Genomic DNA, 22,642 nt, shown 5'->3' with positions numbered 1-22,642 from the left:
GCAGTGCGTCAGACCGGGAGGATGCAGACCGGCTTCGGCCAGCTGATTCCGGGGCCGTCGGCGGTCAGCTTGCCGTCGCCGTCGATCGCGAACGTCGCGATCGTGTCCGACTGCTCGTTCGCGGCGTACAACTGGCTCCCGTCGTTGCTGAAGGCAAGGTGTCGCGGCCAGTCCCCGCCGGACCCGATCGTCTGCACCAGCTCGACCGACAGCCCGTCGGTAGCGATCGCGAACACCGCGATGGTGTTGTCGCCGCGGTTCGAGCCGTACAGGAAGCGCCCGTCGGCGGAGATCAGCAGCTCGGCCGGGAAGTTCTCGCCCGGCGAGTCAGCCGGCCGCGTCGACGCGGTCTGCACGATCTGCAACTTGCCGTCGGAGTAGCTGCAGACGGTTAGCGTCGAGTCGAGCTCGTTGATCACGTACGCCGCCCCGGCGCGCGGGTGGAAGACCAGATGCCGCGGACCGGCGCCCGGGCGGATGCGGAGCCGATCGACCTCCTCCAGCTGTCCGTCCGCAGTCAGTGTGGACGTGTAGACGGTGTCCGAACCGAGGTCAACGTCGAACGTGTACGTCCCGGACGGGTCGAACACGACCTGGTGGGCATGCGGACCCTCCTGGCGCTCCTTGTTCGGCCCGCTGCCCTCACGCTGCAGGAACTGGGACGCCGTACCAAGCGAGCCATCGGCATTGATCGGGTGGATTGCGAGCGAGCCCGAGGTGTAGTTGGCGGTCAGCAGATAGCGCCCGGACGGGTCGATCTCCAGGTGGCAGGGGTCCTTGCCCTCGGTCGGCTGCTCGTTGCGCAACTCGAGCCCACCGTCGGGCTGGATCGCGAACGCGCTGACGTGACCCTGCGCGCCTTCGCTGGTCGCGTAGAGGAACCGGCCGTCGGCGGACCTGACCAGGAAAGACGGATCCGCGGTCGTCACGGCGAGCGCGATCGCCTCCAGCGGCCCGAACCCGATGCCGTCCCCACCGCCCGGCTGACTGGTGTAGCTCCCGACATAGATCCGCTCAGAAGTCATGCCCCTACCCTGCCAGGTCCCGCTGCCGCCGGCATCGTCCTGTCCAATCCGTAGAGCGCCGACCCCCAGCCCAGATCGGGGACGAGCAACTGCCAGCCCATCCGCTGGTACAGCCGCGGCGCCGGGCGATCATCAACGTACGTCGAGAGGAGAGCCTTCCGATGCGGGAGACCGGTCATCAGCGCGTCCATCAAGGCCGTCCCGAGCCCTTGGCGCTGCGCCCCGACTGCGACGGCGAGCTCCACGACCTCGAAGTGACCGCCGATCCACTCCTCTGCAAGCTCCGCCGGCACCACGGCCGCGACCCGGTCCGGCCACCACTGGCCGCGCTGCCCGGTGAACCCGTACGCGAACCCGACGATCCTGCCGTCCGAGCGGGCGGCAACGAGTTTGAAATCGTCCCGTTCGGCGTGCACCGGAAGCTGCTCGGTGGCGAACCGCTCGGCGTCGGCCCGGTCCTCGTCGTACCCCGGTGCGCCGAAGGCGGAGACGAAAACCTCGGCCAGCTCGGGGGCGGCGTCAACGGCTTCGGCCGGGGCGAGTACGTCGATCACGTGACCTAGCCTATGCGGATGGACACCCAGGCGTTCCTCCAGCGAATCGGACTCAGCGAGTACGACGGACCGCCGCGGCTGGAGGGTTTGTCGCGCCTGCATGAGGCGTTCGTCGGCCAGGTGCCGTACGAATCCGTGCAGTTCCAGCTCGCCCCGGGTGGACCGCTGGAGCCGGAGGAGTCGGCGAAGCGGATCATCGCGCGGGAGACCGGTGGGTACTGCTTCCAGCTGAACGGGACCTTGGCCCTCCTGCTCACCGAGCTCGGCTACCGCGTGCAGATGCACCGTGGCGGCGCGGAGACTCCGACCCGCGCGGGCGACGTCGACGCCAGCCACATGGTGCTCACGGTGAGCGGACTGGTCGAGGATCCGGACCAGGTCTGGATGGCCGATGCCGGCCTCGGCGAGGCCCTGGTGCATCCGCTGCCGCTGGAGGAGGGCAGCGCGTATCAGGAGCCGTTCCAGCTGCGGCTGCGTCGGTCCGAGAAGGTCGATGGCTGGCGGCTGGACCACGACCCGCGGGCCAACCTGATCGGCATGGACTTCGAGTCCGCCACGGTCGGCCTGGACGCCTTCGCCGCCCAGCACGCGAACCTGTCGACCAACCCGGACTCCGCGTTCCGCCGGCTGGCCTCCGCGTTCCGCCGCAAGCCGTCGTCAGTCGTCGTACTGCGCTCTCTCGGCTTCTCCGAGACGTACCCCGACAGGATCGACACCACCATCATCGAGAACCCGACCGACTACTTCGCCGTACTGGCGGATGTGTTCCTCCTCCCGCTCCCCCACTACACCCAGGCCGACCGTGACCAACTCTGGCGCCGGGTCTGGTCGCAGTATGAGGACTTCCTGGCGAAATCCCGCGCGTCGTGACGATCACGATGATGGCAGGAAGGGGTCAGATGGCCAGGGAGAACAGGGTGCTGGGAAGGATGGAGAGGACGGCGGCGGTGGCGGCGCACAGGGAGATCATGGCGACGGCCGGGGACTCGATGTCGACCGAGAAGGGATCCTCGGCGGGCAGGCGGAAGAGTTCGGCGACCCAGCGCAGGTAGACGGCCAGGCCGATCATCACGTTGATCGCCATCACGATCGCGAGCCAGCCGAGGTGCGCGTCGATGACCGCCTGGAACGCGGCGAACTTCGTGAACAGGCCGGCGAGACCCGGTGGCAGACCCGCCAGCACGACCAGGAAGAAGATCAACGCGCCGGCCAGGCCCGGCTCGGAGCGCACCATACCGCGGTAGTCGGTCAGCAGCCCGCCCGGACGGTGCCGCTGGACGACCGCGACAGCTCCGAACGCGCCGACCGTGACGACCACGTACGCCGCCAGATACCCGACCACCGCCTGCGCATCACCGACCGCGAGCGGCGCGAGCAGGAAGCCGACCTGACCGATCGACGACCACGCGAGCAGCCGCACCGCCTCCTGCTGACGCAGCGCGGCCAGGTTGCCGACCGTCATCGTCAGCGCGGCCAGGATCGCGACCACGGTCCGCAGTTCCGAGCCGCTCGGCGCGACACCGGACGTCACCAGCACGAGCAGACCGGCGACACCGGCCGACTTCGACACCACTGCGAGGAAGGCGGTCACCTCGACCGGCGCACCGACGTACGTGTCGGGCAACCAGCCGTGGAACGGCACGGCCGCGATCTTGAACCCGAACCCGACGATCACGAACAGCCCGGCCGCGAAGGCGACCCGGCGCAGCTCCGGATCGAGGCCGCTCAACCGGTTAGCGATGGTGGACAGGTACAGCGAGCCGGTCACGCCGTACAAGTAGGAGATGCCGAACAGCATCACCGCGGTGGACAGCACCGAGACCAGGAACGCCTTCAGCGCGCCCTCGGACCCGCGTCGATCCCGGCGCAGGGCGACCATCGCGAAGCTCGGCAGCGACACGACCTCGAGCCCGATCACGACCGTCGCGAGATCCCGCGCACCGGCCAGCACAGTCGCACCAACCAGCGCGCTGAGCAGCAGGAAGTGGTACTCACCGACCGGGACGTCCGCCGACAGCAACCGGTACGCCGACAATCCGACGACGCCGAGGGCGCCGATCAGCAACACCGCCCACAACCCGGCGGTCAACGGCTCGAACACCAGGCTGCACTCGGCCGGCCCTTCCACCGCGGGACGGCAGAACGCGGGCTTGAAGTCGTCCCGCTGAGCCCAGACGAACACGAGCCCGAACAGAATCAGGGCCACGGTCAGCAGCGTGACCACCGTGTGCCGCAGTTGCACCGATGCGCTGCGCCAGAAGCTGTCGATCAGCAGCACGGCGACCGCACCGACCGCGAGCACGAGCGGTACGGCGATGGCCTGCCAATCGGTCCAGGTCAGGGTCACAGGGTCCCCCACTGGTGCAGAAGGAGCCCGGGCCAGACCCCGAGCAGCACGGTCAGCGTGATCAGCGGCGCCCACGTGATCAGCTCGATCCGGCTCAGGTCGACCGCGAACGCCGACGCCGGATTCTCGGCCGGGTCACCCTGGCACAGGTTGCGCACTAGCCGCAGGAAGTACGCCGCGGTCAGCACCGTGCCCAGGCCGGCGATCACCATGAAGACCAAGTAGGTTGTGCGAGGCAACGAGTCGGCCGGGCGGTAGGCGCCGAGCAGGACCAGCATCTCGCCCCAGAACCCGGCCAGCCCGGGCAACCCGAGCGACGCCAGGCTGGCGAAGGTCAGCAACCCACCGATCCGCGGCAACCGAGCGTAGAGGGCGCGCCCGATCGTGCGTAGATCGCTGGTGTCGTGCCGGTCCTTGATCGCGCCGGCCAGGAAGAACAGCAGACCGGTGATGATCCCGTGCGCGATGTTCGCGAACAGCGCGCCGTGCAGACCGGCCTGCGACAGCGTGGAGATGCCGAGCACGATGAACCCCATGTGCCCGACGCTCGAGTACGCGATCAGCCGCTTCACGTCGGTCTGCGCCAGACACGCGAGCGACCCGGCGATGATCGCCACGGTCGCGAAGCCGGCCAAGTACGGCGCCATCGTCGCAGTCGCGTCCGGCAAGACCGGGACCAGGATCCGGATCAGGCCGTACGTCCCCAGCTTCAGCAGCACGCCCGCCAGCAGGACCGACCCGACCGTCGGCGCCTTCGCGTGCGCGTCCGGCAGCCAGATGTGCAGCGGCCACAGCGGCACCTTCACCGCCAGGCCGACCGCGATCAGGAGCGCCGCGGCCAACGGAACACCGTGTCCGCCGAGCACCGGCGAGTTGGTCAACTGGACGAGGTCGAACGTCCCAGCCTGCCGGTAGACCAGCAGGAACCCGAGCAGCATCAGCGCCGACCCGAGCACCGTCATCAGCACGAAGGTGTTCGCCGCCCGCTTCCGTCCGACCGGGTCGTGGTCGTCGCCCCAGATGTCGATGACCAGCCACATCGGGATCAGCACGATCTCGAAGCAGACGAAGAACAGCACCAGGTCCATCGACGAGAAGGCGCCGATCACGCCGGCCTCGATCACCAGCAGCAGCGCGATCAGCGACCGGGTCCGGCCGATCCGCGGCGTGATCTTCAACGAGTACAGGCAGCACACGAAGGTGAGCAGCGCGGTCAGCACGATCAGCGGCATCGAGATCGAGTCCACCGCGACGTGGAACCGCACGCCGAGCGCAGGGATCCAGGGCACGTCCGTCACGGCCTGCAGCGGCCGGCTGCCCTCACGCAGCAACTGGTCCTGCGACGGTACGTACGCGAACCAGCCTTCGCTGCGCGGCCAGAGCAGCAGCGACCCGATCAGTACGAGCCCCGAGATCACCGAGCCGTACATCGCCGCCAGCCGGTCACCGATCGAGGCCGGGATCGCCCACAACGCGAGTGCGGCGAGGATGGGCAGGGCCAGGATCCCCAGCAGGATCGCGCTCACGAGCCGATCACCCCAGCGAGGACCGCCAGCGCGACCACCCCGACAACAGCCGCGGTCAGATAGGTCTGCACGTTCCCGGTCTGCAGCTTCCGGAACCCCTGCGACGCCAGCGTTCCCGCGCGCCCGGCCCCCCGCACGTAGCCCCCGATCACGTCCCGATCCCCCGCGACCGTCAGCTTCGCCAGCAGTTGCACCGGCACCACGAACATCACGTGGTACGCCGTGCCGACGCCGAACTCACGCTCGAGCAGGACCGGCCGCGGATCCGCGCCCCGCGACCACAAGGAGTACGCCGGCAACGCGCCAAGCAGTACGAGGACGGTCGACACCGAGGCGATGACCCAGTCCAGGTGGACGCCGTCGACGTACCCGAGCGCGATCGCGGCGAACGCGAGCAGCACCAACGGCGCGAGCATCACCCACGGGGCGTCGCGCAGCTTGGACGTATCGGGCTCGTCGAGGTCTGCCGTCGCGTTCTCGTCCTCGAAGGCACCGAGCGCCCCGGCGAGGGCGGGCGTCCGGAAGAACACCCACAGCCACATCCGCATGCAGTAGAACGCGGTGAACGCCGCAGTCAGACAAACCGATACCAGCACGATCCATCCAACGACCGAACCGTCCCGCGCGTGATGCCAGGCCGCCTCGATCACCGTGTCCTTGGAGAAGAACCCGGCGAACCCCGGCACGCCGGCCAGGGACGCGAGACCGATCGTCATCGTCACGAACGTGACCCGCAGCGCCTTCCGCAGCCGGCCGCGCCGGGTGTAGCGCCGCAGCACCACGAACGCCGCACTGCCGACCTGGTGCAGCAGCACACCGGCGCAGAGGAACAGCAACCCCTTGAACGCCGCGTGCGTGACCAAGTGGAACAACGCTGCATGCCGACCGGCCGTCGTACCCAGGGACAGAGCCGAGAACATGATCGCCAGTTGGCTCACGGTCGACCAGGCGAGCACCCGCTTGACTTCGACCGCGGCCATCGCACACAGCGCGGCGAACAGCATGGTCACGCAGGCCACCACAGCCAGCACGGTCATCGTGGTCTGGGACGCGGAGAACACGTCGTACAGACGGGCGATCAGGAAGACGCCGGCGGCAACCATCGTGGCCGCGTGGATCAGCGCGCTGACCGGACTCGGGCCGGGCATCGCGTCCGGGAGCCAGGTCTGCAACGGGACCTGGGCCGACTTGCCGACCACGCCGACCAGGAGCAGCAGGGTCCCGCCGGTCAGTAGGCCGGGCGAGATCGCCGCCGGGTCGAGCTCGGAGATCCGGAACGTGCCGGCGCCGAGGCCGAGGACGAAGATGCCGAACAGGAACCCGACATCGCCGAGCCGGGTCATCAGGAACGCCTTGATCGCGCCGGAGCGGGCGTCGCGACGCTCCCAGTAGTGACCGATCAGCAGGTACGAGCAGGCGCCCATCACCTCCCACCCGATCAGCAGGAAGAACAGGCTGTCCGAGATCACGACGGTCACCATCGCCGCGGTGAACAGCGTGACGAGCGCGTGGTACGACGCCGCGCGTTGGTGCAGGTAGCCGAGTGAGTAGACCTGGACGCAGGTCGCGATCACACCGACGACCGCGAGCATCAGCACCGTCAGGTCATCGGTGCGGACCGCGAAGCCGATGGTGAGGTCGCCGACGGACGAGTTGAGGAACGCGGCTTGGTCCGGCGAGACGCCGTACAGCAGGCCCGCGGCGAGGACGACGAGCAGGGAGAAGCCGACGCCGGCCACCCGCCAGGCGGTTGCGATCACGTCGCCGCACCCTTCTCCTGCAGCTCCGGCGTCTCCTGCCGCTCTTGCTCGGCCAGGTCGCGGGCCGCGTCGGCGTCGACGTGGCCGTGGCCGCGGAACAGCAGCAGGACGATCGCGAGCCCGAGGCCGATCTCGGCCGCGGCCAGCGTGATCACGAAGACCGCCAGCGTCTGGCCGGTGGCCAGGCCGTCGACGCGCCAGGCATCGAACGCGATGAGGTTCAGGTTCACCGCGTTGAGCATCAGTTCGAACGACATCAGCAGGGTGATCGCGTTGCGCCGGGCCAGGACGCCGTACACCCCGATGCAGAACAGGACGACGGCGAGCAGCAGCGGGAGGATCAGCGGCACGTCAGTCCTCCTTCGCCTTCTTGCGCTGGGACAGGGCGATGGCACCGATCAGGGCCGCCAGCAACAGCACCGACAGCACCTCGAACGGCAGCACCCAGGTCTTGAAGATCGCCGTACCCACGTCGGTGGCGGATCCGGCCGGCACGGGGTCGACCTTCTCGTTGCCAAAGGCAATTACAACACCGGTGCCGAGCAGCACGGCCAGGACGCCGGCGACCACGGCGGCGAACGGGCTGCGGCCGGTGGTCAGGTTGGGCAGCGGATTCGTCGGTGCGCGGGTCAGCATCAGCGCGAACAGCACGAGTACGACGATCGCTCCGACGTACACGAGGATCTGGACCAGGGCGACGAACTCGGCATGCAGCGCGCCGAAGCAGCCGGCGACCGCGCCGAGGGCGACGACCAGCCAGAGTGCGGCGTGCACGATCCGGCGGGAGGTCACCACGAGGACAGCGGCAACGACCGCCACCGCGCCGGCGACGGCGAAGAGAGCAGTGGTCACTCCTCGCTCCCTGCTTCCGAACTCCCTGCTTCGTGACCTACTGCCTCGGTGACGGTCGGGCCGGGGTCGATCGGCTGCGGCGCGGGGACCGTCCACATCCAGTCGCGGAGCCGCTCCTTCTCGTGGGTCAGGTTGCGGATGTCGGTCTCGGCGTACTCGAATTCCGGCGACCAGAACAGCGCGTCGAACGGGCAGGCCTCGATGCAGATCCCGCAGTACATGCACAGGCTGAAGTCGATCGCGAACCGGTCCAGCACGTTCCGGCTGCGCTCCCGGGCCTGCTCACCGACCGACGGTGCGGTCTCGGTGTGCGGGTCGATGTAGATGCACCAGCTCGGGCACTCGCGGGCGCACAGCATGCAGGAGGTGCAGTTCTCCTCCAGCAGCGCGATCACCCCGCGACTGCGCGGCGGCAGCTCCGGCTGGACATCCGGGTACTGCTCGGTGACGGACCGACGGGCCAGCGTCTTCGCGGTGACCTTCAGCCCCTCGATCAACCCCTTGCCAGGAACACCCACGCCTCCTCCTCCGTCAGTACCGCCCTTGCAAGCAGGACACTAGTCGGTCCAGGCCCCGTACGGTGCGACCCCGCGGTCAGATGGTCAGCGTCTCGACACCGATCGCGTTGGCTGCGAGCGCAGAGATGTCCGCCGTGTCACCCGTCACGACAGTCCCGCCCGGCTCCGCCATGGCGACGACAATGGCATCGACAGCGGATCCACGGCCGGCGGCGGTGCGCAGCTTCGCCGCACGGCGAGCCTGTCCTTCGGCCAGCCGGGGCTCGACGTCACAGGTCTTCAGGAACTGATTCGTCCGGGCATCCAGATCCGGCTTGCCGATCAGGCATTCGACCAGGACCGCCGACGGAACCACCGGGGGCCACTCGTCCTCGACCCTCAGTACGGCGAGGATGGCCGCTGCCCTGGTCGATCGCTCGGCCAGCATCGTGATCGCTCCGCTGTCCAGCACGTACACGGCGATCAGCTCGCCTGCTTGCCGGACTGACCGGCGGGCGTCTCGGGCTCATCCGACTTGGCCTTGTGAGCCTTGATCTGGGCGACGAAGTCCTCGGCCCGGGCAAGCTCCTGCGGCGTCGGCTCGCCAACCTCTGCCATCAGCTCCTGCAGGTACTCGTCAGCCGCATCGCCCAACTCCTGCCGGCGGATCTCGGCGCGCAGTGCCTGCTGAGCGAGCTCCGAGGCCCGGAGCTTGCGCCGCTTGACCTCCGCGTAAAGGTCGTCGGGCAGGTAGATCTGCATGCGGGGCATGCGCCTAACTATACACACATCGGGGTGGTCAGAGTTCGCGTTCGAGGCGGGCTGCGACCTGGCGGTAGCGGCTGACGGGGATGAGGTGTACGCCGTCGAACGCGCCGCTGTCGCGGATGCTCAGGATCAGTTCGCAGGCGTGGTCGACGCCGGCGTCCTGGTCGCGCTCGACTGCCTCGATCAGCGTGTCGGGGATCGTGAGTTGCGGGAGTGCGGCCAGGTTGTGGGCCATCTTGGCGCTGGCGAGCACCATCACCCCGGCGTACACCGGGATGTCGAGGCTGACGCTGTCTCGCCAGCGCAGCAGTTCGTCGAGCTCGTAGCTGACCTGCACGTACAGGAAGTCCGCCTCGGCCTTCCACCTCGGCACCGCCCGCAGCCGCGTCGCCGCCCCGACCTGGAACGGATTGCAGCCCGGGTACGACGTCTCGCGCGCCTGCTCGATCATGGTGCGAACCGTCAATTGACTGGTCCGCGCACCCTCGGCCGGGTCGTCTCCGTGCACGAACAGGAACTGCTCAACGCCGTACGCCGCCGCCGTCAGCAGATCCCGGCGAAACCCGAGCAGGTTCCGGTCGCGCGAGTTCAGGCAGGCGATCCCACGCGACCCCATCGCCTGTACCTCGTTCGCCACCGCCACACTCGACACGGTCGCCCGCCCGATGTGATTGTCCGGGATCAGAAACGCGTCCGCGATCGGACTCATCACCCCGATCTGGTGCCGAACCCGCTTCAGATCCGGCCGCGTCGGCGGCTCCACCTCACACACCACCTCGAATCCCCGCACCCCCAAACCCTACTAACAATCCCGGGGCCGGCGGGGTGCTCGGCGGGCCGGGACGTTCGCGGCGCGCCCGGTCGGGTTTCGGCATTCCGGTGCGGTACTTACGCTCGTGAGATGGGGCGCTCTCAGGTACTGGCCGGCGCGGTGGTTGGTGCTCTGGTGATGGTGTTTGCCAATGTGGCGTTCTCGTGGTTCGCGACTGGGCCGAATCATGACGAGTGGACTGATTCCGCGATCTTCATGAGTCCTATCGCGGCCGTCTTCGGCGCGATCGTCGGAGCCCTCGGCGCGCTCGCGATCCGCATCACCCGGCCCGCCAGCCGACGTCGCGACACCCACAACCAACGCGAGAAGCGCAAGTACCGGCTCCGTTAGATGCGGGTACGCAGGAACGCCTGTTCGGCTTCGTTGGAGGTGAGGTTGAGGGCAGCCTCGTAGGCCGTGCGAGCTTCGTCGGGGCGGTCGAGGCGGGTGAGGACGTCGGCGCGGATGGCGTGGAAGAGGTAGTAGGAGCTCAGATCGAGGTCGTCGATCAGGATGAGGGCGGCGGCTGGGCCTTCGACCTCGGCGACCGCTACGGCGCGGTTGAGCGCGACGATCGGGGTCGGGGTGAGCGTGAGCAGGTGGTTGTAGAGCTGCAGGATCTGCGGCCAGTCCGTGTCGGCCGCGGCAGCAGCATCCGAGTGCACGGCGTTGATGGCGGCTTGCAGTTGATAAGGACCAGGCTGGTTCCGGCGGAGGCAGCGGCGTACGAGCTCCTGGCCCTCCGCGATCAGCTCGCGGTCCCAGCGGTCGCGATCCTGGTCTGCCAGCAGAACCATGGAACCGTCCGACCCCACCCGCGCCAAACGGCGGGATTGCTGGAGGAGCATCAGCGCGAGCAGACCGACGGCGTCGGGTTCGTCAGGCATCAGGTCGACCAGCACGCGGCCGAGCCGGATCGCCTCCGCGGACAGTTCGTCGCGGACGAGAGTCTCGCCGGACGAAGCGGCGTACCCCTCGTTGAAGATCAGGTAGACAACGGCGAGTACGCCGCGGACGCGCTCGGGCAGGTCGGCCTCGTACGGGACGCGATACGGAATGCCGGCCGCGCGGATCTTCGCCTTGGCGCGGACCAGGCGCTGCGCCATCGTCGACTCCGGCACCAGGAACGCGCGGGCGATCTCGGCTGTGGTGAGCCCGCCGAGCATCCGCAGCGTCAACGCGACCCGCACGTTGAGCGCGAGCGCCGGGTGGCAGCAGGTGAAGATCAGCCGGAGGCGGTCGTCGTGCACAACGCCCTCCTCCACCGGTTCCTCCTGCGCATGCAGCAACGCCGCCTGCGCCTGCTTGTCCTCGCGTACCGACTCCCGCCGCAGCCGATCGATCGCCCGGTTCCGCGCCGTCGTGATGATCCACCCCGCCGGACTGGGCGGTACGCCGCTGTCCGCCCACTTCTCGACGGCTGCCGCAAACGCATCCTGTACGGCGTCCTCCGCGATCCCCAGGTCCCCGAACACCCGAGCCAGCACCGCAACCGCCCGCCCGTGCTCAGCCCTGAACACACGGGCAATCCGCTCAGGCGTGGCGGCGGGTCGTCGGGGTCCGGTGTCAGCCGGCAAAGGGCCGCACCTCGATCGACAGCGGACTCAACACCCGAGCCAACCGCCGCGCCCACCCCAACGCCGCATCCAGATCCTCGACCTCGATCACGGTGAACCCACCCAGGTGCTCTTTCCCCTCGGTGAACGGCCCGTCCGTCACGAGCACGTCGTCACCGGACACCTTCAGCACAGTCGCAGTCTCCGGCGGATGCAACCCGGCCGCAAACACCCAGACCCCCGCGGCCTGCATCTCCTCGTTCAACTCCCCCAACTCCCGCATGATCGGGTCCAGAACCTCCGGCTCCGGCGGCGGTCCATCCGGCTGATAGATGCTGAGCAGGTACTGGTTCATCTCGGCCTCCTCGTAAGTTCCTGTCACCCCTACACGAACAGGCTCAGCCCGGATCGACAGGCAACGACACCCGCGTCAGGCGTTGTTGAGGCGGTCCATCAGGCCGGCGTCCAAGGTGAGGTTCACCGCATCGAGGGCTTCGTCCAGTTGGGTCAGGGAGGAGGCTCCGAAGAGGGGGACGACTGGTGCGTCGTGGTGGAGCATCCAGGCCAGGACTACTTGGTTGGGAGTGGCGCCGAGTTCGTTGGCTACCTGGCGAAGTACCTCGAAGCGGGCGTACGCCGTCGGATGGGCATAACCGCGCTCGGCGGGGAAGGGGCGGTCCAGGTGGGCATAAGAGCCGGCCAGGAGGGACGCGTAGGCGACCAGGGTGACGTCTGGGTGCTCGTTGAGGTAGTCGAAGTGCTCGACTCCTGCGTGGGGCAAGTGGGGAGTGCCGAGACGTTCGACGCCGGTCTGCGCGAGCGGGCTGGGCCAGAGATAGGTGTAGTGCTGCTGAATGACCGAGTAGGGTTCCACGCCTTGGCCGGCGGCCAGTTGGCGCGCACGGTCCAGCCTCCAACTGGTGGTGTTGCTGCAGCCGACCAGGTCGACAACGCCGTCGGCGGCGAGTCGGCCGAAGGCGCCTACGGTCTCTTCGAGCGGAGTGGATCGGTTGTCCATGTGCGCGTAGTACAGATCGATGCGGTCGGTGCCCAGCCGCTCGAGACTGCTCTTGACAGCGGAGTCGATGACTGACGCGCCGAGCCCTTCCCAATGCTTGTCGTCCGGGTCGCCTGGCACGGTCGTCCGGGCGCCGCACTTCGTAGCGATGAAGAGCTGGTCGCGGTTGCCGCGCGAACGCATCCAGCGGCCCAGCAGCTCCTCACTCTCACCACCGTTGCCGGTCCACTGTTGTAGTTGTTGGACGTGTCGATGAACGTCCCGCCGGCTTCGACGAACCGGTCGAGGATCGCGATCGCTGTCTCGGGATCCGTCGAACTGCCGAAGTTCATGGCGCCGAGACACAACGCGCTGACGGACCGGCGATTGCCAATGGTTCGGTTGATCATCTACCCGAGACTGCCTTCTGGAGCACGCTCCATGTCAAGGGTGACGCGGATTTCCAGACCGCCGGTCGGGCGGGGAGTTGCCACGACTGTGCCGCCGTGAGCCTCGGCGACCGAGCGGACGATGGACAGGCCCAGACCGGAGCCCTTACCCGCGACCAGGCGTTCGGCGCCCAGGCGGTAGAAGGGTTTGAAGAGCGATTCCACCTCGTACGGCGGGATGTCCGGCCCAGTGTTGGTCACGACGAGCTCCACGTGATCGCCCTCGGTCTTGCTCACCACACGCACCCAGCGCTCGTCCGAGTCGGTCCGCGCCCGGAGGTTGTGACGGATCCCGTTCTCCACCAGGTTGTGGACGAGCCGCTCCAGCAGGAGGGCGTCTCCGCGGGTCGGGGCGTCACCCGGGCCGTGGATCATTTCGACGCCTGCGGCCGCGGCTTCGGCGGAGAGTTGGCCGGCGACGTGGGTGACGATGTCGCCAAGGTTGACCGGGTAGACCGTGGTCAGTTGTTTCTCGGAATCGGCGAGGATCAGCAGCCCGTTGATCAGTTGCTCGTGCCGCGCGTTGATCGTCAGCAGGCTCTCGCCGAGTTCCTTCACATCGGCGGACGCGGTACGACGGTGCATCGCAACCTCGACCAGGGCGCGGCCGACAGTGAGCGGCGTACGCAACTCGTGGGAGGCGTTGGCGACGAACCGCCGTTGACCGTCGAACGAGTGGTCCAGCCGCTCGACCATGGTGTCGAAGGCGTCGGCCAGGTCCTTCACCTCGTCGTCCGGCCCGCGCAGCGCGATCCGTTCGTGCAGCCCGTGCCCGGCCGCGGGTGCGGCCGCGATCCGGCGGGCGGTGTCGGTGACGCGGTGCAGTGGTGTCAGAACTCGGCCGGCGACCAGCCAGCCGAGGCCCGCGGCCAGCGCGCCCACCACGACCAGAGCGATGCTGCCCTGGGTGAGCAGCGACTCGATCGCGGCTTGTCTGACCTCCTCGCGCTGCGCCTTGATGACCTGTTCGGCGTCCGCGCCGGTTAGTACGTCGCCCTCCTTGTTCAGCACGAACAACTGGTCGGGCCGCGGCGCCGGTACGGCGGTGGACGTGGCAGCCGGTGGTCTGAGATAGGTGCCCTGGATCAGTACCCGGTACTGCCCGGCGAAGTTCTGGCTGAACAGCACATACGTCACCCCGAGCAGCAGCACACCGGCGACCAGGAACAGGCCGCCGTACAGCAGCGTCAGGCGACCCCGCAGGCTCAGTCGCCTCAGGGGATGCGGTAGCCGACGCCGGTGACCGTCTCCACCAGTCCCGGCTCCCCCAGCTTCCGGCGCAGCTTGAGGATGGTCAGCCGAACCGCTCCGGTGAACGGATCCACGTGCTCGTCCCATGCCTTCTCCAGCAGTTGTTCGGCGGACACGGTCGCACCGTCCGCTCGGAGGAGTTCCGCGAGTACGGCGAACTCCTTCTTCGACAGCGGCACGTACCGGCCGTCCCGGAACACCTCGTGCCTGGCCGGGTCCAGAGTCACTCCCGCGCGCCGCAGTACCGGCGGATCGGCCGGACGGCTCCGACGTCCCAGCGCCAGCACCCGGGCCGCCAGTTCGGTGAAGGCGAACGGCTTGGTCAGATAGTCGTCCGCGCCCAATCCAAGCCCCTCCACTCGATCTGTGACGGCGGCCGCGGCGGTCAGCATCAGCACCCGCGTGGCCGACCCGGATTCCACGAGCTGCCGGCACACGTCGTCCCCATGGACGACGGGAATGTCGCGGTCCAGCACCAGTACGTCGTACTCGTTCACGGACAACCGCTCGAGCGCGGCACCGCCGTCTCCGGTCACGTCGACGGCATGCGAGTCGTCGCGCAGCCACTCCGCGATGGCTGCCGCCAGCAACGGTTCGTCCTCGACCACCAGCACCCGCACGCACCCATGATCCCCGACGCCGGTGTTTCCCCGGTGTTAGCGACTGCGGAAACCCTCCGGAAACGGCGCACGGCGAAGGCTGACGGCCTGAACCCAGCGAAGGAGACGAGACGTGATGCGCAAGCCCACTCTGGCCGCGGCGATGCTGGCGGCCGCCGTACTGCTGCTGACCGGCTGCGGTGCGGACGAACCGGAGGTCCAGGTCGCGTCCGGCACCGGCGGGCAGCCGCAGGCGACTGCCCCGAGCAGCGCGCCGGCGAGCCTCAGCCGGGACGAGATGGCGGTCAAGTTCACCCAGTGCCTGCGGGAGCAGGGCCTGGATGTTCCCGACCCGGAGCCTGGCAAGGGGCCGATGCTCAAGTTCGACAAGAACTCCGGCGTCACCAGGGAGAAGGTGGACGCAGCCATGGAGGCCTGCCGGCAGTACAACCCGCAGGGCGAGAGCGGTCCGAATCCGCAGCAGGAGGAGAACGGCCGCAAGTTCGCCGAGTGCATGCGGAAGAACGGTGTGGAGAAGTTCCCGGACCCCAAGCCCGGTCAGCGCGGCGTCATGATCGGCCCTGGCGTCGCCGACGACCCCGACTTCAAGAAGGCGCAGGAGACCTGCCAGAGCATCCTGGCAGGTAAGTGATGCGCCGAGCACTCACCGCTGTGGTCGTCCTCGCCGCCGGTGGCGTGGCGAGCGCGTTCCTGGTGAACCGCGGCGACACCAGTCAGGCCGCGGACCACGCCACTGTCGCGTTGCCGGTCAGCACGGCCAAGGTCACCCAGCAGACTCTCAAGGACACTGAGACCGCTGATGGCGAGCTGGGCTTCGGTACGACGTCCAGCGCGGTCAACCGGACCGCGGGGACGATCACCGGACTGCCTGACAGCGGACAGGAACTCAGCCGCGGCCAGACCGTCTACAGCCTCGACAACAAGCCCACCACACTCCTGTACGGCGCGCTGCCGGCGTACAGGAGGCTCGCCGACGGGAGTGAAGGACCGGACGTCCTCCAGCTCGAACAGAACCTCAGTGCGATGGGCTACACGGGCTTCACCGTCGACGACGAGTACACCGACGCCACCGCCGAGGCGGTGGAGGACTGGCAGGAGGACCGCGGCCTGGATGAGACCGGCGTGGTCGACCTGGGCAGTGTCCTGTTCGCACCCAGCCGGATCCGGGTCGACAGCGTGCAGGCCCAGGAAGGTGCGCCGATCGGCCCGAACCAGACCGTGCTCACCTACACCGGCACGACAAAGGCCGTCACGGTCCAGCTGGACGCATCGGACCAGCGGCTGGCGAAGCCGGACGCGAAGGTCTCGGTCACCCTGCCGGACGGTGCGACCGTGCCGGGCAAGGTGCAGAAGGTGTCGACGGTGATCATCCCGGCCGACGGCGCGGACAAGGACCCGGAGACCAAGATCGAGGTGATCGTTGCCATCGACAACCAGAAGGCGGTGGCGGCCTGGTCGCTCGCGGCCGTCGACGTGGTCTTCACCGCCTCGGAACGGAAGAACGTCCTGACCGTTGCGGTGTCGGCCCTGGTCGCGCTGCGCGAAGGCGGCTTCGGCGTGGAAGTTACCGACGGTAAGTCGTCGAACTATCAGCCGGTGAAAACAGGCCTCTTCGCCGGCGGCCAGGTCGAGATCAGCGGTGCGGGGATCAAGGCCGGCACCGTGGTGGGGATCCCGAAGTGATCGAGCTGACCGAAGTCACCAAGGTGTACGCGGGCGGCGTCGCGGCGCTCGGCGGGGTCAGCCTGCGGATCGATCGCGGCGAGCTGGTCGCGATCGTCGGCCCGTCCGGGTCAGGCAAGTCGACCATGCTGAACGTGCTCGGCACCCTGGACCGACCGACCACCGGCACGGTCCGGATCGACCGGTACGACGTCGCCCGCCTCCCCGACACGGGTCTGTCGGCGTTGCGGGCGACCCGGATCGGTTTCGTCTTCCAGCAGTTCCACCTGGCGTCCGGCGTACGGGCACTCGACAACGTGGCGGACGGGCTCCTGTACTCCGGGCTGCGGCCGGCGCAACGCCGCAAGCGCGCCGCGGCCGCGTTAGAGCGGGTCGGTCTCGGGCACCGGATGGATCACCGGCCGCATGAGCTGTCCGGTGGCGAGCGGCAACGAGTCGCCGTGGCGCGAGCGGTCGCCGGTCAACCCGCCGTACTGCTGGCTGATGAGCCGACCGGCGCACTGGACTCCGCGTCAGGCGCCGGTGTCATGCAACTCCTGCGGGATCTCCATGCCGGCGGTACGACGGTCGTGATCATCACGCACGACCGGGACATCGCCGCGTCGCTACCCCGGCAGGTCCGGATGCGCGACGGTCGCATCATCGAGGAGGTACTGGCATGAGCGACGTACTGAAACCTGCCAGGTTGTGGCCGCGGGATGTGGTCAGGGTCGGCGCGGTCGGGCTGCGGACCCGCCCGCTGCGCGCCTTCCTGTCCGCGCTGGGCATCGCGATCGGGATCGCCGCGATGGTCGCGGTGGTTGGCATCTCGTCGTCCTCGCGGGCCGAGCTCGACGGCCAACTCGATGCCCTCGGCACCAATCTGCTGACCGTCGCGCCCGGCGTCCGGCTGACCGGAGAGGAGGCCCAACTGCCCCTCACCGCCGAAGGGATGGTCGGCCGGATCGGACCGGTCCGGGCGGAGTCGGCGGTCGGCAAGGTGGACGATGCCTCCGTCTACCGCAGCAACAAGATCCCGGTCGTCGAGACCAACGGCATCCTCGCGTACGCCGCCCGTACCAACCTGCTCGAGACGATCGGGGCGACCGTCCGCAGTGGCAAGTGGATCGACGCGGCGACCGGGAAGTATCCCGCCACCGTGCTCGGCGCAACGGCCGCTGACCGGCTCGGCATCACCCGCGCCGGTCCGGATGCGCAGGTGCTGATCGGCAACAAGTGGTTCACCGTGCTCGGCATCCTCGAACCGGCCGCGCTGGCGCCGGAACTGGACAGTGCGGCCCTGATGGGCTGGCCGGCCGCGGACACCACGCTGTCCTTCGACGGGCACCCGACGACGATCTACACCCGTTCGGACGACGCCCAGGTGGAGGCGGTCCGATCGGTGCTCGGGGCAACAGCCAACCCGGAGTCACCGAACGAGGTCGAGGTCTCCCGGCCCTCCGACGCGCTGGCCGCGAAACAGGCCGCGGGGCAGGCGTTCACCGGACTACTGCTCGGTCTCGGCGCGGTCGCGCTGCTGGTCGGCGGCGTCGGCGTCGCGAACATCATGGTGATCTCGGTGCTCGAACGCCGGGCCGAGATCGGCCTGCGCCGCTCACTCGGAGCTACCCGCGGTCAGATCCGGACCCAGTTCCTGACCGAGTCGTTGCTCCTGTCCGCACTCGGCGGGGTCGGCGGAGCGTTACTCGGATCAGCGGTCACCACCGCCTACGCGTCGTACCAGAACTGGCTGACCGTCATCCCCGTCTGGGCCTTGGTCGGCGGTATCGCGGCCACCCTGGTCATCGGCGCCCTGGCCGGCCTCTACCCAGCGATCCGCGCCTCCCGGCTCTCCCCCACCGAGGCGCTGGCGACGCCCTAGTGTGATCATCGATCACAGAGGCGGCGGGAGGGTGAGGTGGAGCGGACCAAGGCGTTGTCGGAGGCCGACTGGGAAGCGCATCGTCCCGCGGTCTTCGGCGCGGCGTACCGGATCCTCGGCACCGTGACGGAGGCCGAGGACGTGACGCAGGACGTCTGGTTGCGTGCGGCGGCCGCCGACCTGTCCGAGGTTCGCGATCTGCGCGCCTGGCTGGTGACTCTGGCCGCGCGTACGTCGTACAACGTGCTGAAGTCGGCGCGCGTCCGGCGCGAGTCCTACGTCGGGCCCTGGCTGCCCGAACCGCTGCTGACCGGGCCGGACGCCGCCGCCGCGGTGCTCATGGACGAGTCGGTGAGCACCGCGATGCTGGTGGTGATGGAGACGCTCACCCCCGCCGAACGCGTCGCGCTCGTGCTGCACGACGTCTTCGACTTCCCGTTCGCCCGGATCGCCGAGGTGCTCGGTACGACGCCCGCCGCCAGCCGCAAGCTCGCCTCCCGCGCGCGGGCACGGGTCGCCACCGTCGAGGAGACGCCACGGGCCTCCAAGATCGAGACCGAACGTGTACTCAAGGCGTTCAAGGCAGCCGCCGACGCAGGAGACCTGGCTGGGCTCGTCGCACTGCTGGACCCCGGGGCTGTGTACGTCGCCGACGGCGGCGGCAAGGTGACCGCCGCACGGAAGCCGGTCACGGGTCCCGAGCGGATCGCCAAGCTGACGGTCAGGCAGATCGAGCTGAGGCGTCCCGACACGGTCCGGATCATCGAGGTGAACGGACAGCCGGCGCTGGCGACGTACCGCGGCGGCACGCTCGTCTGGCTCGACACGGTGGAGGTCGCCGACGGGCGGATCACGGCGTTCCGGCGGCAGGTCAATCCCGAGAAGCTGGCGCACCTCGGTCACATCTGAGTCAGCTGTGTTGTCTCCCTGCCGCACGCCCCGATCCGCGGGGTGCGGCTGAGAGAGGACGAGACTGTGCCACACGTTGTGATCATCGGGGGCGGCTTCGCCGGTGTCTGGAGCGCGGCAGGAGCGGCGCTCGCACGCGGCGACGCGGATATGCGCATCACCCTCATCGCACCGAACGAGCACCTGGTACTGCGGCCACGCCTGTACGAACCGGAGCCGGACCTGGCCAAGGTGGAGCTCAGCCGGGTCCTCGGGCCGATCGGCGTCGAACACCTGCGAGCCTCGGTCAGCACGATCGACACCGAGCGCCGCGTGGTGGTGGCTGACGGCCACGAGATCGGCTACGACCGCCTGGTGCTCGCGGCCGGGAGCAAGCTGATTCAGCCCGACGGGTTGCCGGGCGCTGAGCGACTCTTCGACATCGACACGCTGGATGGTGCCCGGCGGCTGACCGACCATCTGCGCGATCGGCGCGACTACGCCGTCGTGGTCGTCGGCGCCGGGTTCGTCGGCCTGGAGGCCGCGACCGAGTTGGCCTCGAGAGGCCGAGTGCTGCTGGTGGACCGGTCCGCTGTGGTCGGGGCACAGCTCGGCCCGGGGCCGCGCCGCGAGATCGAGGCCGCGCTGGACGAATTGCGGATCGAACGCCGCCTCAGTACGACGGTGACGGAGGTCGGCGACGGGTACGCCGTACTGTCCGATGGCAGCAAGGTCGACGCGGACGTCGTTGTTTGGTCGGTGGGGATGCGAGCCAGTGAGCTCACCCGTCAGATCTCCGACGAGCTCGACCACCTGGGCCGGGTGCGAGTGGACGATCGGCTGCGTGCGCTTCCCGAGGTGTTCGTCGCGGGGGATACGGCTGCGGCGGCGTTCGACGCTGAGCACACGGTCATGCAGGCGTGTCAGCACGCGACGCCGCTCGGCAAGGTTGCCGGGTACAACGCGGCGGCTGATCTGCTCGGCGTACCTCTGCGCGACTTCACTCCCGGCCCGTACGTCACGTGCCTGGATCTGGGCGCCGCAGGTGGAGTCTTCACGCGGGGCTGGGACCGCCGAGTCATGGCGTCCGGCGCCGACGGTGCGGCGGTCAAGAAGGGCATCAACCAGGCCATCCATCCACCGGTGGACGACCGCGAGAAGATCCTCGCCGCCGCCGACCGCGTCAGCGTAGAACTCCCGTTCTTCCCCCGCGAAGAAGCCGCCTGACCGGGGGCGCTGTGCAGCCCGACAGGTAGTGCCCGGCGGTTCATAGTGCACCTGGGCGCACGTGCCCGCCGGTGTACGGTGTCTCGCCGGCGCACTACCTGTCGGTGTGCACGCGGTCCAGGAATTCCGGTGCGAACGGAGCAGGTTGGAGAGACCATGCGCTACGGCACTTATGTGAAGTCGTTCGGTGAGTACGGCAGTCCGAAGGTCCTCCGCGATCTCGGCAAGGCGACCGAGGACCACGGCTGGGACGGGTTCTTCGTCTGGGACCTGCTCAGTTCCCCGACGTACGACCCGCCGGTGGCGGATCCCTGGGTGACGCTCGCCGCGATCGCCGAAGCCACCAGCACAATCCTGATCGGACCGATGGTCGTCCCGCTGCCTCGACGGCGACCGGCCAAGCTTGCGCTCGAGGCAAGCACGCTGCAGGACCTCTCGGACGGTCGTCTCATCCTCGGTCTCGGAACAGGCGCGGGCTGGGACTACACCCGGTTCGGCGAGTCCGCCAAGCGCACAGAGCTCGCCGAGCGGCTCGACGAAGGCGCCGAGCTGCTGCACCAGTTCCTCGCCGGCGACCCCGTCGAGCACGAGGGCACGTACTACCGAGCCACCGACGTCCGCTTCCCTCGCAGCGAGATCCCGATCTGGACCAGCGGCTTCTGGCCACGGACCGGTCCGGTCCGAGGTGCGCGCAACGCGGACGGCCTGTTCCCGCAGATCAGGGACGAGGCCGACGACTTCCGGCTCCCCACCATCGACGAACTCGGCACCATCCGCGCCGACTTCGAGAAGTCCGGCGGACGCCCGAACGCCGACATCGCCATCTGGTCCCCGAGCCAGGCCGGCGCCCCGGACGCTGACCTGGCCGCGCAGTACGAAGAGGCCGGCGTCACCTGGTGGTTCCAAGACGGCTCCGAGATCTCCCCCGAAGACCTCCACACCCGCCTGGCCGCCGGTCCGCCTGTCAGTTGAAGAGGGTTACCCCGACGCCGGTGATTGCCAGTTGGAGGAGGGCGATCGGGACCAGGGCTTGCCAGGCGAGCTTTTGGAGCTGGTCGGCTCGCATCCGGGGGAACGACACCCGCACCCAGATGACGACGACCGAGACCAGCGCGACCTTCAGGATGGTCCAGATCCAGCCGATCGAGTCGGGCCCGGGGCCGCTCCAACCACCCAGGAACAGCACCGTCGTCAGCCCGGCCAGTACGACGATGCCGGCGTACTCGGCGAGCAGGAACATCGCGAAGCGCAGGCCGGTGTACTCCGTGTACGGCCCGAAGATCACCTCGGAGTCCGCGACCGGCATGTCGAACGGCGGCCGCTGCAACTCGGCCAACCCGGCGATGAAGAACACGACCAGACCGGGCAGCTGCCACAGCAGCCACCACGGGTTCCATGCCGTTGCGATCCCCGACAGGCTCAGCGAACCAGCCGCGACCGCGACGCTCGCCGCGGACAGCACGAACGGCAACTCGTAGCTCATCAGCTGCGCCGCGACCCGGAGTCCGCCGAGCAGGCTGTACTTGTTGCCGCTCCCCCAGCCCGCCATCAGCGATCCGAGTACGCCGATACTCATCACCGCGAGCACGAAGAACAGCCCGGAGTCGAGGTCCGCGCCGACGATGCCCGGCGCCAGCGGGATCGCGGCCAGCGCGGCCAGGTACGGCAGGATCGCGACGATCGGGGCCCATTCGAACACCCGCCGGTCCGCGGCCGCCGGGACCACGCTCTCCTTCTGGACGAACTTGACGCCGTCCGCGACCAGTTGCGCCCAGCCGTGGAACGCGCCGGCGTACATCGGACCGAGCCGTGACTGCATGTGCGCCATCACCTTGTGCTCGGCCTGGCCGACCAGCAGGGGCGCCACCAGGAAGGCGACGAGGACGCCGACCACCCGCACCACGAACTCCAGCATGACCGCACCCTATCGAGTCCGACTTGACCTCAACCACCGTTGAGGTCAAAGGGTG

Annotated in this window: 25 protein-coding genes and 2 pseudogenes; 9 read left to right on the top strand and 18 right to left on the bottom strand. The window is 68.8% G+C overall.

What is annotated here, in order from left to right:
- Positions 1 to 8 precede the first annotated feature (8 nt).
- A complete protein-coding gene (locus E0H75_RS09300) occupies positions 9 to 1,025 on the bottom strand; it encodes a lactonase family protein (protein ID WP_131512758.1) in 1,017 nt (338 codons plus the stop codon).
- A complete protein-coding gene (locus E0H75_RS09295) occupies positions 1,022 to 1,579 on the bottom strand; it encodes a GNAT family N-acetyltransferase (RefSeq protein ID WP_165553532.1) in 558 nt (185 codons plus the stop codon). The genes E0H75_RS09300 and E0H75_RS09295 overlap by 4 nt, the downstream gene beginning before the upstream one ends.
- An 18-nt stretch (positions 1,580 to 1,597) precedes the next feature.
- Here E0H75_RS09295 and E0H75_RS09290 point away from each other — a divergent pair, with 18 nt between their 5' ends.
- On the top strand, positions 1,598 to 2,449 hold the full coding sequence (locus tag E0H75_RS09290; protein WP_165553530.1) for an arylamine N-acetyltransferase family protein: 852 nt from the start codon (positions 1,598 to 1,600) through the stop codon (positions 2,447 to 2,449).
- Positions 2,450 to 2,474: 25 nt separating this feature from the next.
- Here the strand turns inward: E0H75_RS09290 and E0H75_RS09285 are convergent, their stop codons facing one another.
- The 9 genes and pseudogenes from E0H75_RS09285 to E0H75_RS09245 all read right to left on the bottom strand — a co-directional run bounded on the left by E0H75_RS09285 (position 2,475) and on the right by E0H75_RS09245 (position 10,119).
- The gene (locus E0H75_RS09285) at positions 2,475 to 3,926 is read right to left on the bottom strand and encodes an NADH-quinone oxidoreductase subunit N (protein WP_131512755.1); all 1,452 of its coding nucleotides are present in this window, start codon (positions 3,924 to 3,926) and stop codon (positions 2,475 to 2,477) included.
- Entirely contained in the window at positions 3,923 to 5,452 is a 1,530-nt protein-coding gene (locus E0H75_RS09280) for a complex I subunit 4 family protein (protein WP_131512754.1), read from the bottom strand. The genes E0H75_RS09285 and E0H75_RS09280 overlap by 4 nt, the downstream gene beginning before the upstream one ends.
- Entirely contained in the window at positions 5,449 to 7,212 is a 1,764-nt protein-coding gene (locus tag E0H75_RS09275) for an NADH-quinone oxidoreductase subunit 5 family protein (RefSeq protein WP_131512753.1), read from the bottom strand. Before E0H75_RS09275 ends, E0H75_RS09280 begins: the two co-directional genes overlap by 4 nt.
- On the bottom strand, positions 7,209 to 7,562 hold the full coding sequence (gene nuoK, locus E0H75_RS09270) for an NADH-quinone oxidoreductase subunit NuoK (protein WP_131512752.1): 354 nt from the start codon (positions 7,560 to 7,562) through the stop codon (positions 7,209 to 7,211). Before nuoK ends, E0H75_RS09275 begins: the two co-directional genes overlap by 4 nt.
- 1 nt (position 7,563) lies before the next feature.
- Entirely contained in the window at positions 7,564 to 8,064 is a 501-nt protein-coding gene (locus tag E0H75_RS09265) for an NADH-quinone oxidoreductase subunit J family protein (protein ID WP_131512751.1), read from the bottom strand.
- Between the two features lie 167 nt (positions 8,065 to 8,231).
- A pseudogene (locus E0H75_RS43980) lies at positions 8,232 to 8,459 on the bottom strand (4Fe-4S binding protein); the annotation flags it as partial.
- A 199-nt stretch (positions 8,460 to 8,658) separates the two neighbouring features.
- The gene (locus tag E0H75_RS09255; protein WP_131512749.1) at positions 8,659 to 9,039 is read right to left on the bottom strand and encodes a PIN domain-containing protein; all 381 of its coding nucleotides are present in this window, start codon (positions 9,037 to 9,039) and stop codon (positions 8,659 to 8,661) included.
- 5 nt (positions 9,040 to 9,044) lie between these two features.
- A complete protein-coding gene (locus tag E0H75_RS09250; RefSeq protein WP_131512748.1) occupies positions 9,045 to 9,332 on the bottom strand; it encodes a hypothetical protein in 288 nt (95 codons plus the stop codon).
- Between the two features lie 28 nt (positions 9,333 to 9,360).
- On the bottom strand, positions 9,361 to 10,119 hold the full coding sequence (locus E0H75_RS09245) for a methylenetetrahydrofolate reductase (RefSeq protein ID WP_131512747.1): 759 nt from the start codon (positions 10,117 to 10,119) through the stop codon (positions 9,361 to 9,363).
- A 111-nt stretch (positions 10,120 to 10,230) separates the two neighbouring features.
- Between E0H75_RS09245 and E0H75_RS09240 the strand changes: the two genes are divergently transcribed.
- Positions 10,231 to 10,491 (top strand): hypothetical protein, encoded by a 261-nt coding sequence (locus E0H75_RS09240; RefSeq protein WP_131512746.1) that lies wholly within the window; start codon positions 10,231 to 10,233, stop codon positions 10,489 to 10,491.
- Here E0H75_RS09240 and E0H75_RS09235 read toward each other — a convergent pair.
- From E0H75_RS09235 to E0H75_RS09215, 6 genes and pseudogenes are all read right to left on the bottom strand, one after another.
- A complete protein-coding gene (locus E0H75_RS09235; RefSeq protein WP_475009171.1) occupies positions 10,488 to 11,660 on the bottom strand; it encodes an RNA polymerase sigma factor in 1,173 nt (390 codons plus the stop codon). The two genes, E0H75_RS09240 and E0H75_RS09235, sit on opposite strands and share 4 nt — an antisense overlap.
- Positions 11,661 to 11,706: 46 nt before the next feature.
- Positions 11,707 to 12,051 carry a YciI family protein gene (locus E0H75_RS09230; RefSeq protein WP_131512744.1) on the bottom strand — a complete coding sequence of 115 codons (345 nt, stop codon included), beginning with the start codon at positions 12,049 to 12,051 and terminating at the stop codon, positions 11,707 to 11,709.
- Positions 12,052 to 12,126: 75 nt separating this feature from the next.
- Positions 12,127 to 12,897 carry an aldo/keto reductase gene (locus tag E0H75_RS09225; RefSeq protein WP_272948890.1) on the bottom strand — a complete coding sequence of 257 codons (771 nt, stop codon included), beginning with the start codon at positions 12,895 to 12,897 and terminating at the stop codon, positions 12,127 to 12,129.
- Between the two features lie 101 nt (positions 12,898 to 12,998).
- A pseudogene (locus tag E0H75_RS44580) lies at positions 12,999 to 13,046 on the bottom strand (hypothetical protein); the annotation flags it as partial.
- A gap of 57 nt (positions 13,047 to 13,103) precedes the next feature.
- Entirely contained in the window at positions 13,104 to 14,294 is a 1,191-nt protein-coding gene (locus E0H75_RS09220; protein WP_238162900.1) for a sensor histidine kinase, read from the bottom strand.
- Positions 14,295 to 14,356: 62 nt separating this feature from the next.
- Positions 14,357 to 15,013: a response regulator transcription factor gene (locus tag E0H75_RS09215; RefSeq protein WP_131512743.1), complete on the bottom strand. Its 657-nt coding sequence runs from the start codon at positions 15,011 to 15,013 to the stop codon at positions 14,357 to 14,359.
- Between the two features lie 115 nt (positions 15,014 to 15,128).
- Between E0H75_RS09215 and E0H75_RS09210 the strand changes: the two genes are divergently transcribed.
- From E0H75_RS09210 to E0H75_RS09180, 7 genes are all read left to right on the top strand, one after another.
- Positions 15,129 to 15,644, top strand: a complete 516-nt coding sequence (locus E0H75_RS09210; RefSeq protein ID WP_131512742.1) for a hypothetical protein — start codon at positions 15,129 to 15,131, stop codon at positions 15,642 to 15,644.
- Positions 15,644 to 16,696: a peptidoglycan-binding protein gene (locus tag E0H75_RS09205; RefSeq protein WP_131512741.1), complete on the top strand. Its 1,053-nt coding sequence runs from the start codon at positions 15,644 to 15,646 to the stop codon at positions 16,694 to 16,696. The genes E0H75_RS09210 and E0H75_RS09205 overlap by 1 nt, the downstream gene beginning before the upstream one ends.
- Positions 16,693 to 17,358 (top strand): ABC transporter ATP-binding protein, encoded by a 666-nt coding sequence (locus E0H75_RS09200; RefSeq protein WP_131512740.1) that lies wholly within the window; start codon positions 16,693 to 16,695, stop codon positions 17,356 to 17,358. Before E0H75_RS09205 ends, E0H75_RS09200 begins: the two co-directional genes overlap by 4 nt.
- Positions 17,355 to 18,557: an ABC transporter permease gene (locus E0H75_RS09195; RefSeq protein WP_131512739.1), complete on the top strand. Its 1,203-nt coding sequence runs from the start codon at positions 17,355 to 17,357 to the stop codon at positions 18,555 to 18,557. Before E0H75_RS09200 ends, E0H75_RS09195 begins: the two co-directional genes overlap by 4 nt.
- 36 nt (positions 18,558 to 18,593) lie before the next feature.
- On the top strand, positions 18,594 to 19,466 hold the full coding sequence (gene sigJ / locus E0H75_RS09190; RefSeq protein ID WP_131512738.1) for an RNA polymerase sigma factor SigJ: 873 nt from the start codon (positions 18,594 to 18,596) through the stop codon (positions 19,464 to 19,466).
- 66 nt (positions 19,467 to 19,532) lie between these two features.
- Complete coding sequence (locus E0H75_RS09185; protein ID WP_131512737.1) at positions 19,533 to 20,672, top strand: NAD(P)/FAD-dependent oxidoreductase; 1,140 nt, start codon at positions 19,533 to 19,535, stop codon at positions 20,670 to 20,672.
- Between the two features lie 156 nt (positions 20,673 to 20,828).
- On the top strand, positions 20,829 to 21,644 hold the full coding sequence (locus tag E0H75_RS09180) for an LLM class flavin-dependent oxidoreductase (RefSeq protein ID WP_131512736.1): 816 nt from the start codon (positions 20,829 to 20,831) through the stop codon (positions 21,642 to 21,644).
- Here the strand turns inward: E0H75_RS09180 and E0H75_RS09175 are convergent.
- Positions 21,637 to 22,587 (bottom strand): complex I subunit 1/NuoH family protein, encoded by a 951-nt coding sequence (locus E0H75_RS09175; RefSeq protein WP_131512735.1) that lies wholly within the window; start codon positions 22,585 to 22,587, stop codon positions 21,637 to 21,639. The two genes, E0H75_RS09180 and E0H75_RS09175, sit on opposite strands and share 8 nt — an antisense overlap.
- Between the last annotated feature and the right edge of the window lie 55 nt (positions 22,588 to 22,642).

This window comes from Kribbella capetownensis, from assembly GCF_004331485.1.
Classification (GTDB): Bacteria; Actinomycetota; Actinomycetes; order Propionibacteriales; family Kribbellaceae; genus Kribbella; species Kribbella capetownensis.
The sequence above is the reverse complement of the archived record's forward strand: the minus strand, read 5'-3'. Positions and strand labels throughout refer to the sequence as shown.

Bases quoted from the DNA above. Each gene is read 5' to 3' on its own strand.
- E0H75_RS09195 (WP_131512739.1), top strand. From the start codon at position 17,355: ATGAGCGACGTACTGAAACCTGCCAGGTTGTGGCCGCGGGATGTGGTC.
- E0H75_RS09230 (WP_131512744.1), bottom strand. From the start codon at position 12,051: ATGAACCAGTACCTGCTCAGCATCTATCAGCCGGATGGACCGCCGCCG.
- E0H75_RS09240 (WP_131512746.1), top strand. From the start codon at position 10,231: ATGGGGCGCTCTCAGGTACTGGCCGGCGCGGTGGTTGGTGCTCTGGTG.
- E0H75_RS09175 (WP_131512735.1), bottom strand. From the start codon at position 22,587: ATGCTGGAGTTCGTGGTGCGGGTGGTCGGCGTCCTCGTCGCCTTCCTG.
- E0H75_RS09225 (WP_272948890.1), bottom strand. From the start codon at position 12,897: ATGCGTTCGCGCGGCAACCGCGACCAGCTCTTCATCGCTACGAAGTGC.
- E0H75_RS09300 (WP_131512758.1), bottom strand. From the start codon at position 1,025: ATGACTTCTGAGCGGATCTATGTCGGGAGCTACACCAGTCAGCCGGGC.
- E0H75_RS09250 (WP_131512748.1), bottom strand. From the start codon at position 9,332: ATGCCCCGCATGCAGATCTACCTGCCCGACGACCTTTACGCGGAGGTC.
- E0H75_RS09210 (WP_131512742.1), top strand. From the start codon at position 15,129: ATGCGCAAGCCCACTCTGGCCGCGGCGATGCTGGCGGCCGCCGTACTG.
- E0H75_RS09180 (WP_131512736.1), top strand. From the start codon at position 20,829: ATGCGCTACGGCACTTATGTGAAGTCGTTCGGTGAGTACGGCAGTCCG.
- E0H75_RS09290 (WP_165553530.1), top strand. From the start codon at position 1,598: ATGGACACCCAGGCGTTCCTCCAGCGAATCGGACTCAGCGAGTACGAC.
- E0H75_RS09205 (WP_131512741.1), top strand. From the start codon at position 15,644: ATGCGCCGAGCACTCACCGCTGTGGTCGTCCTCGCCGCCGGTGGCGTG.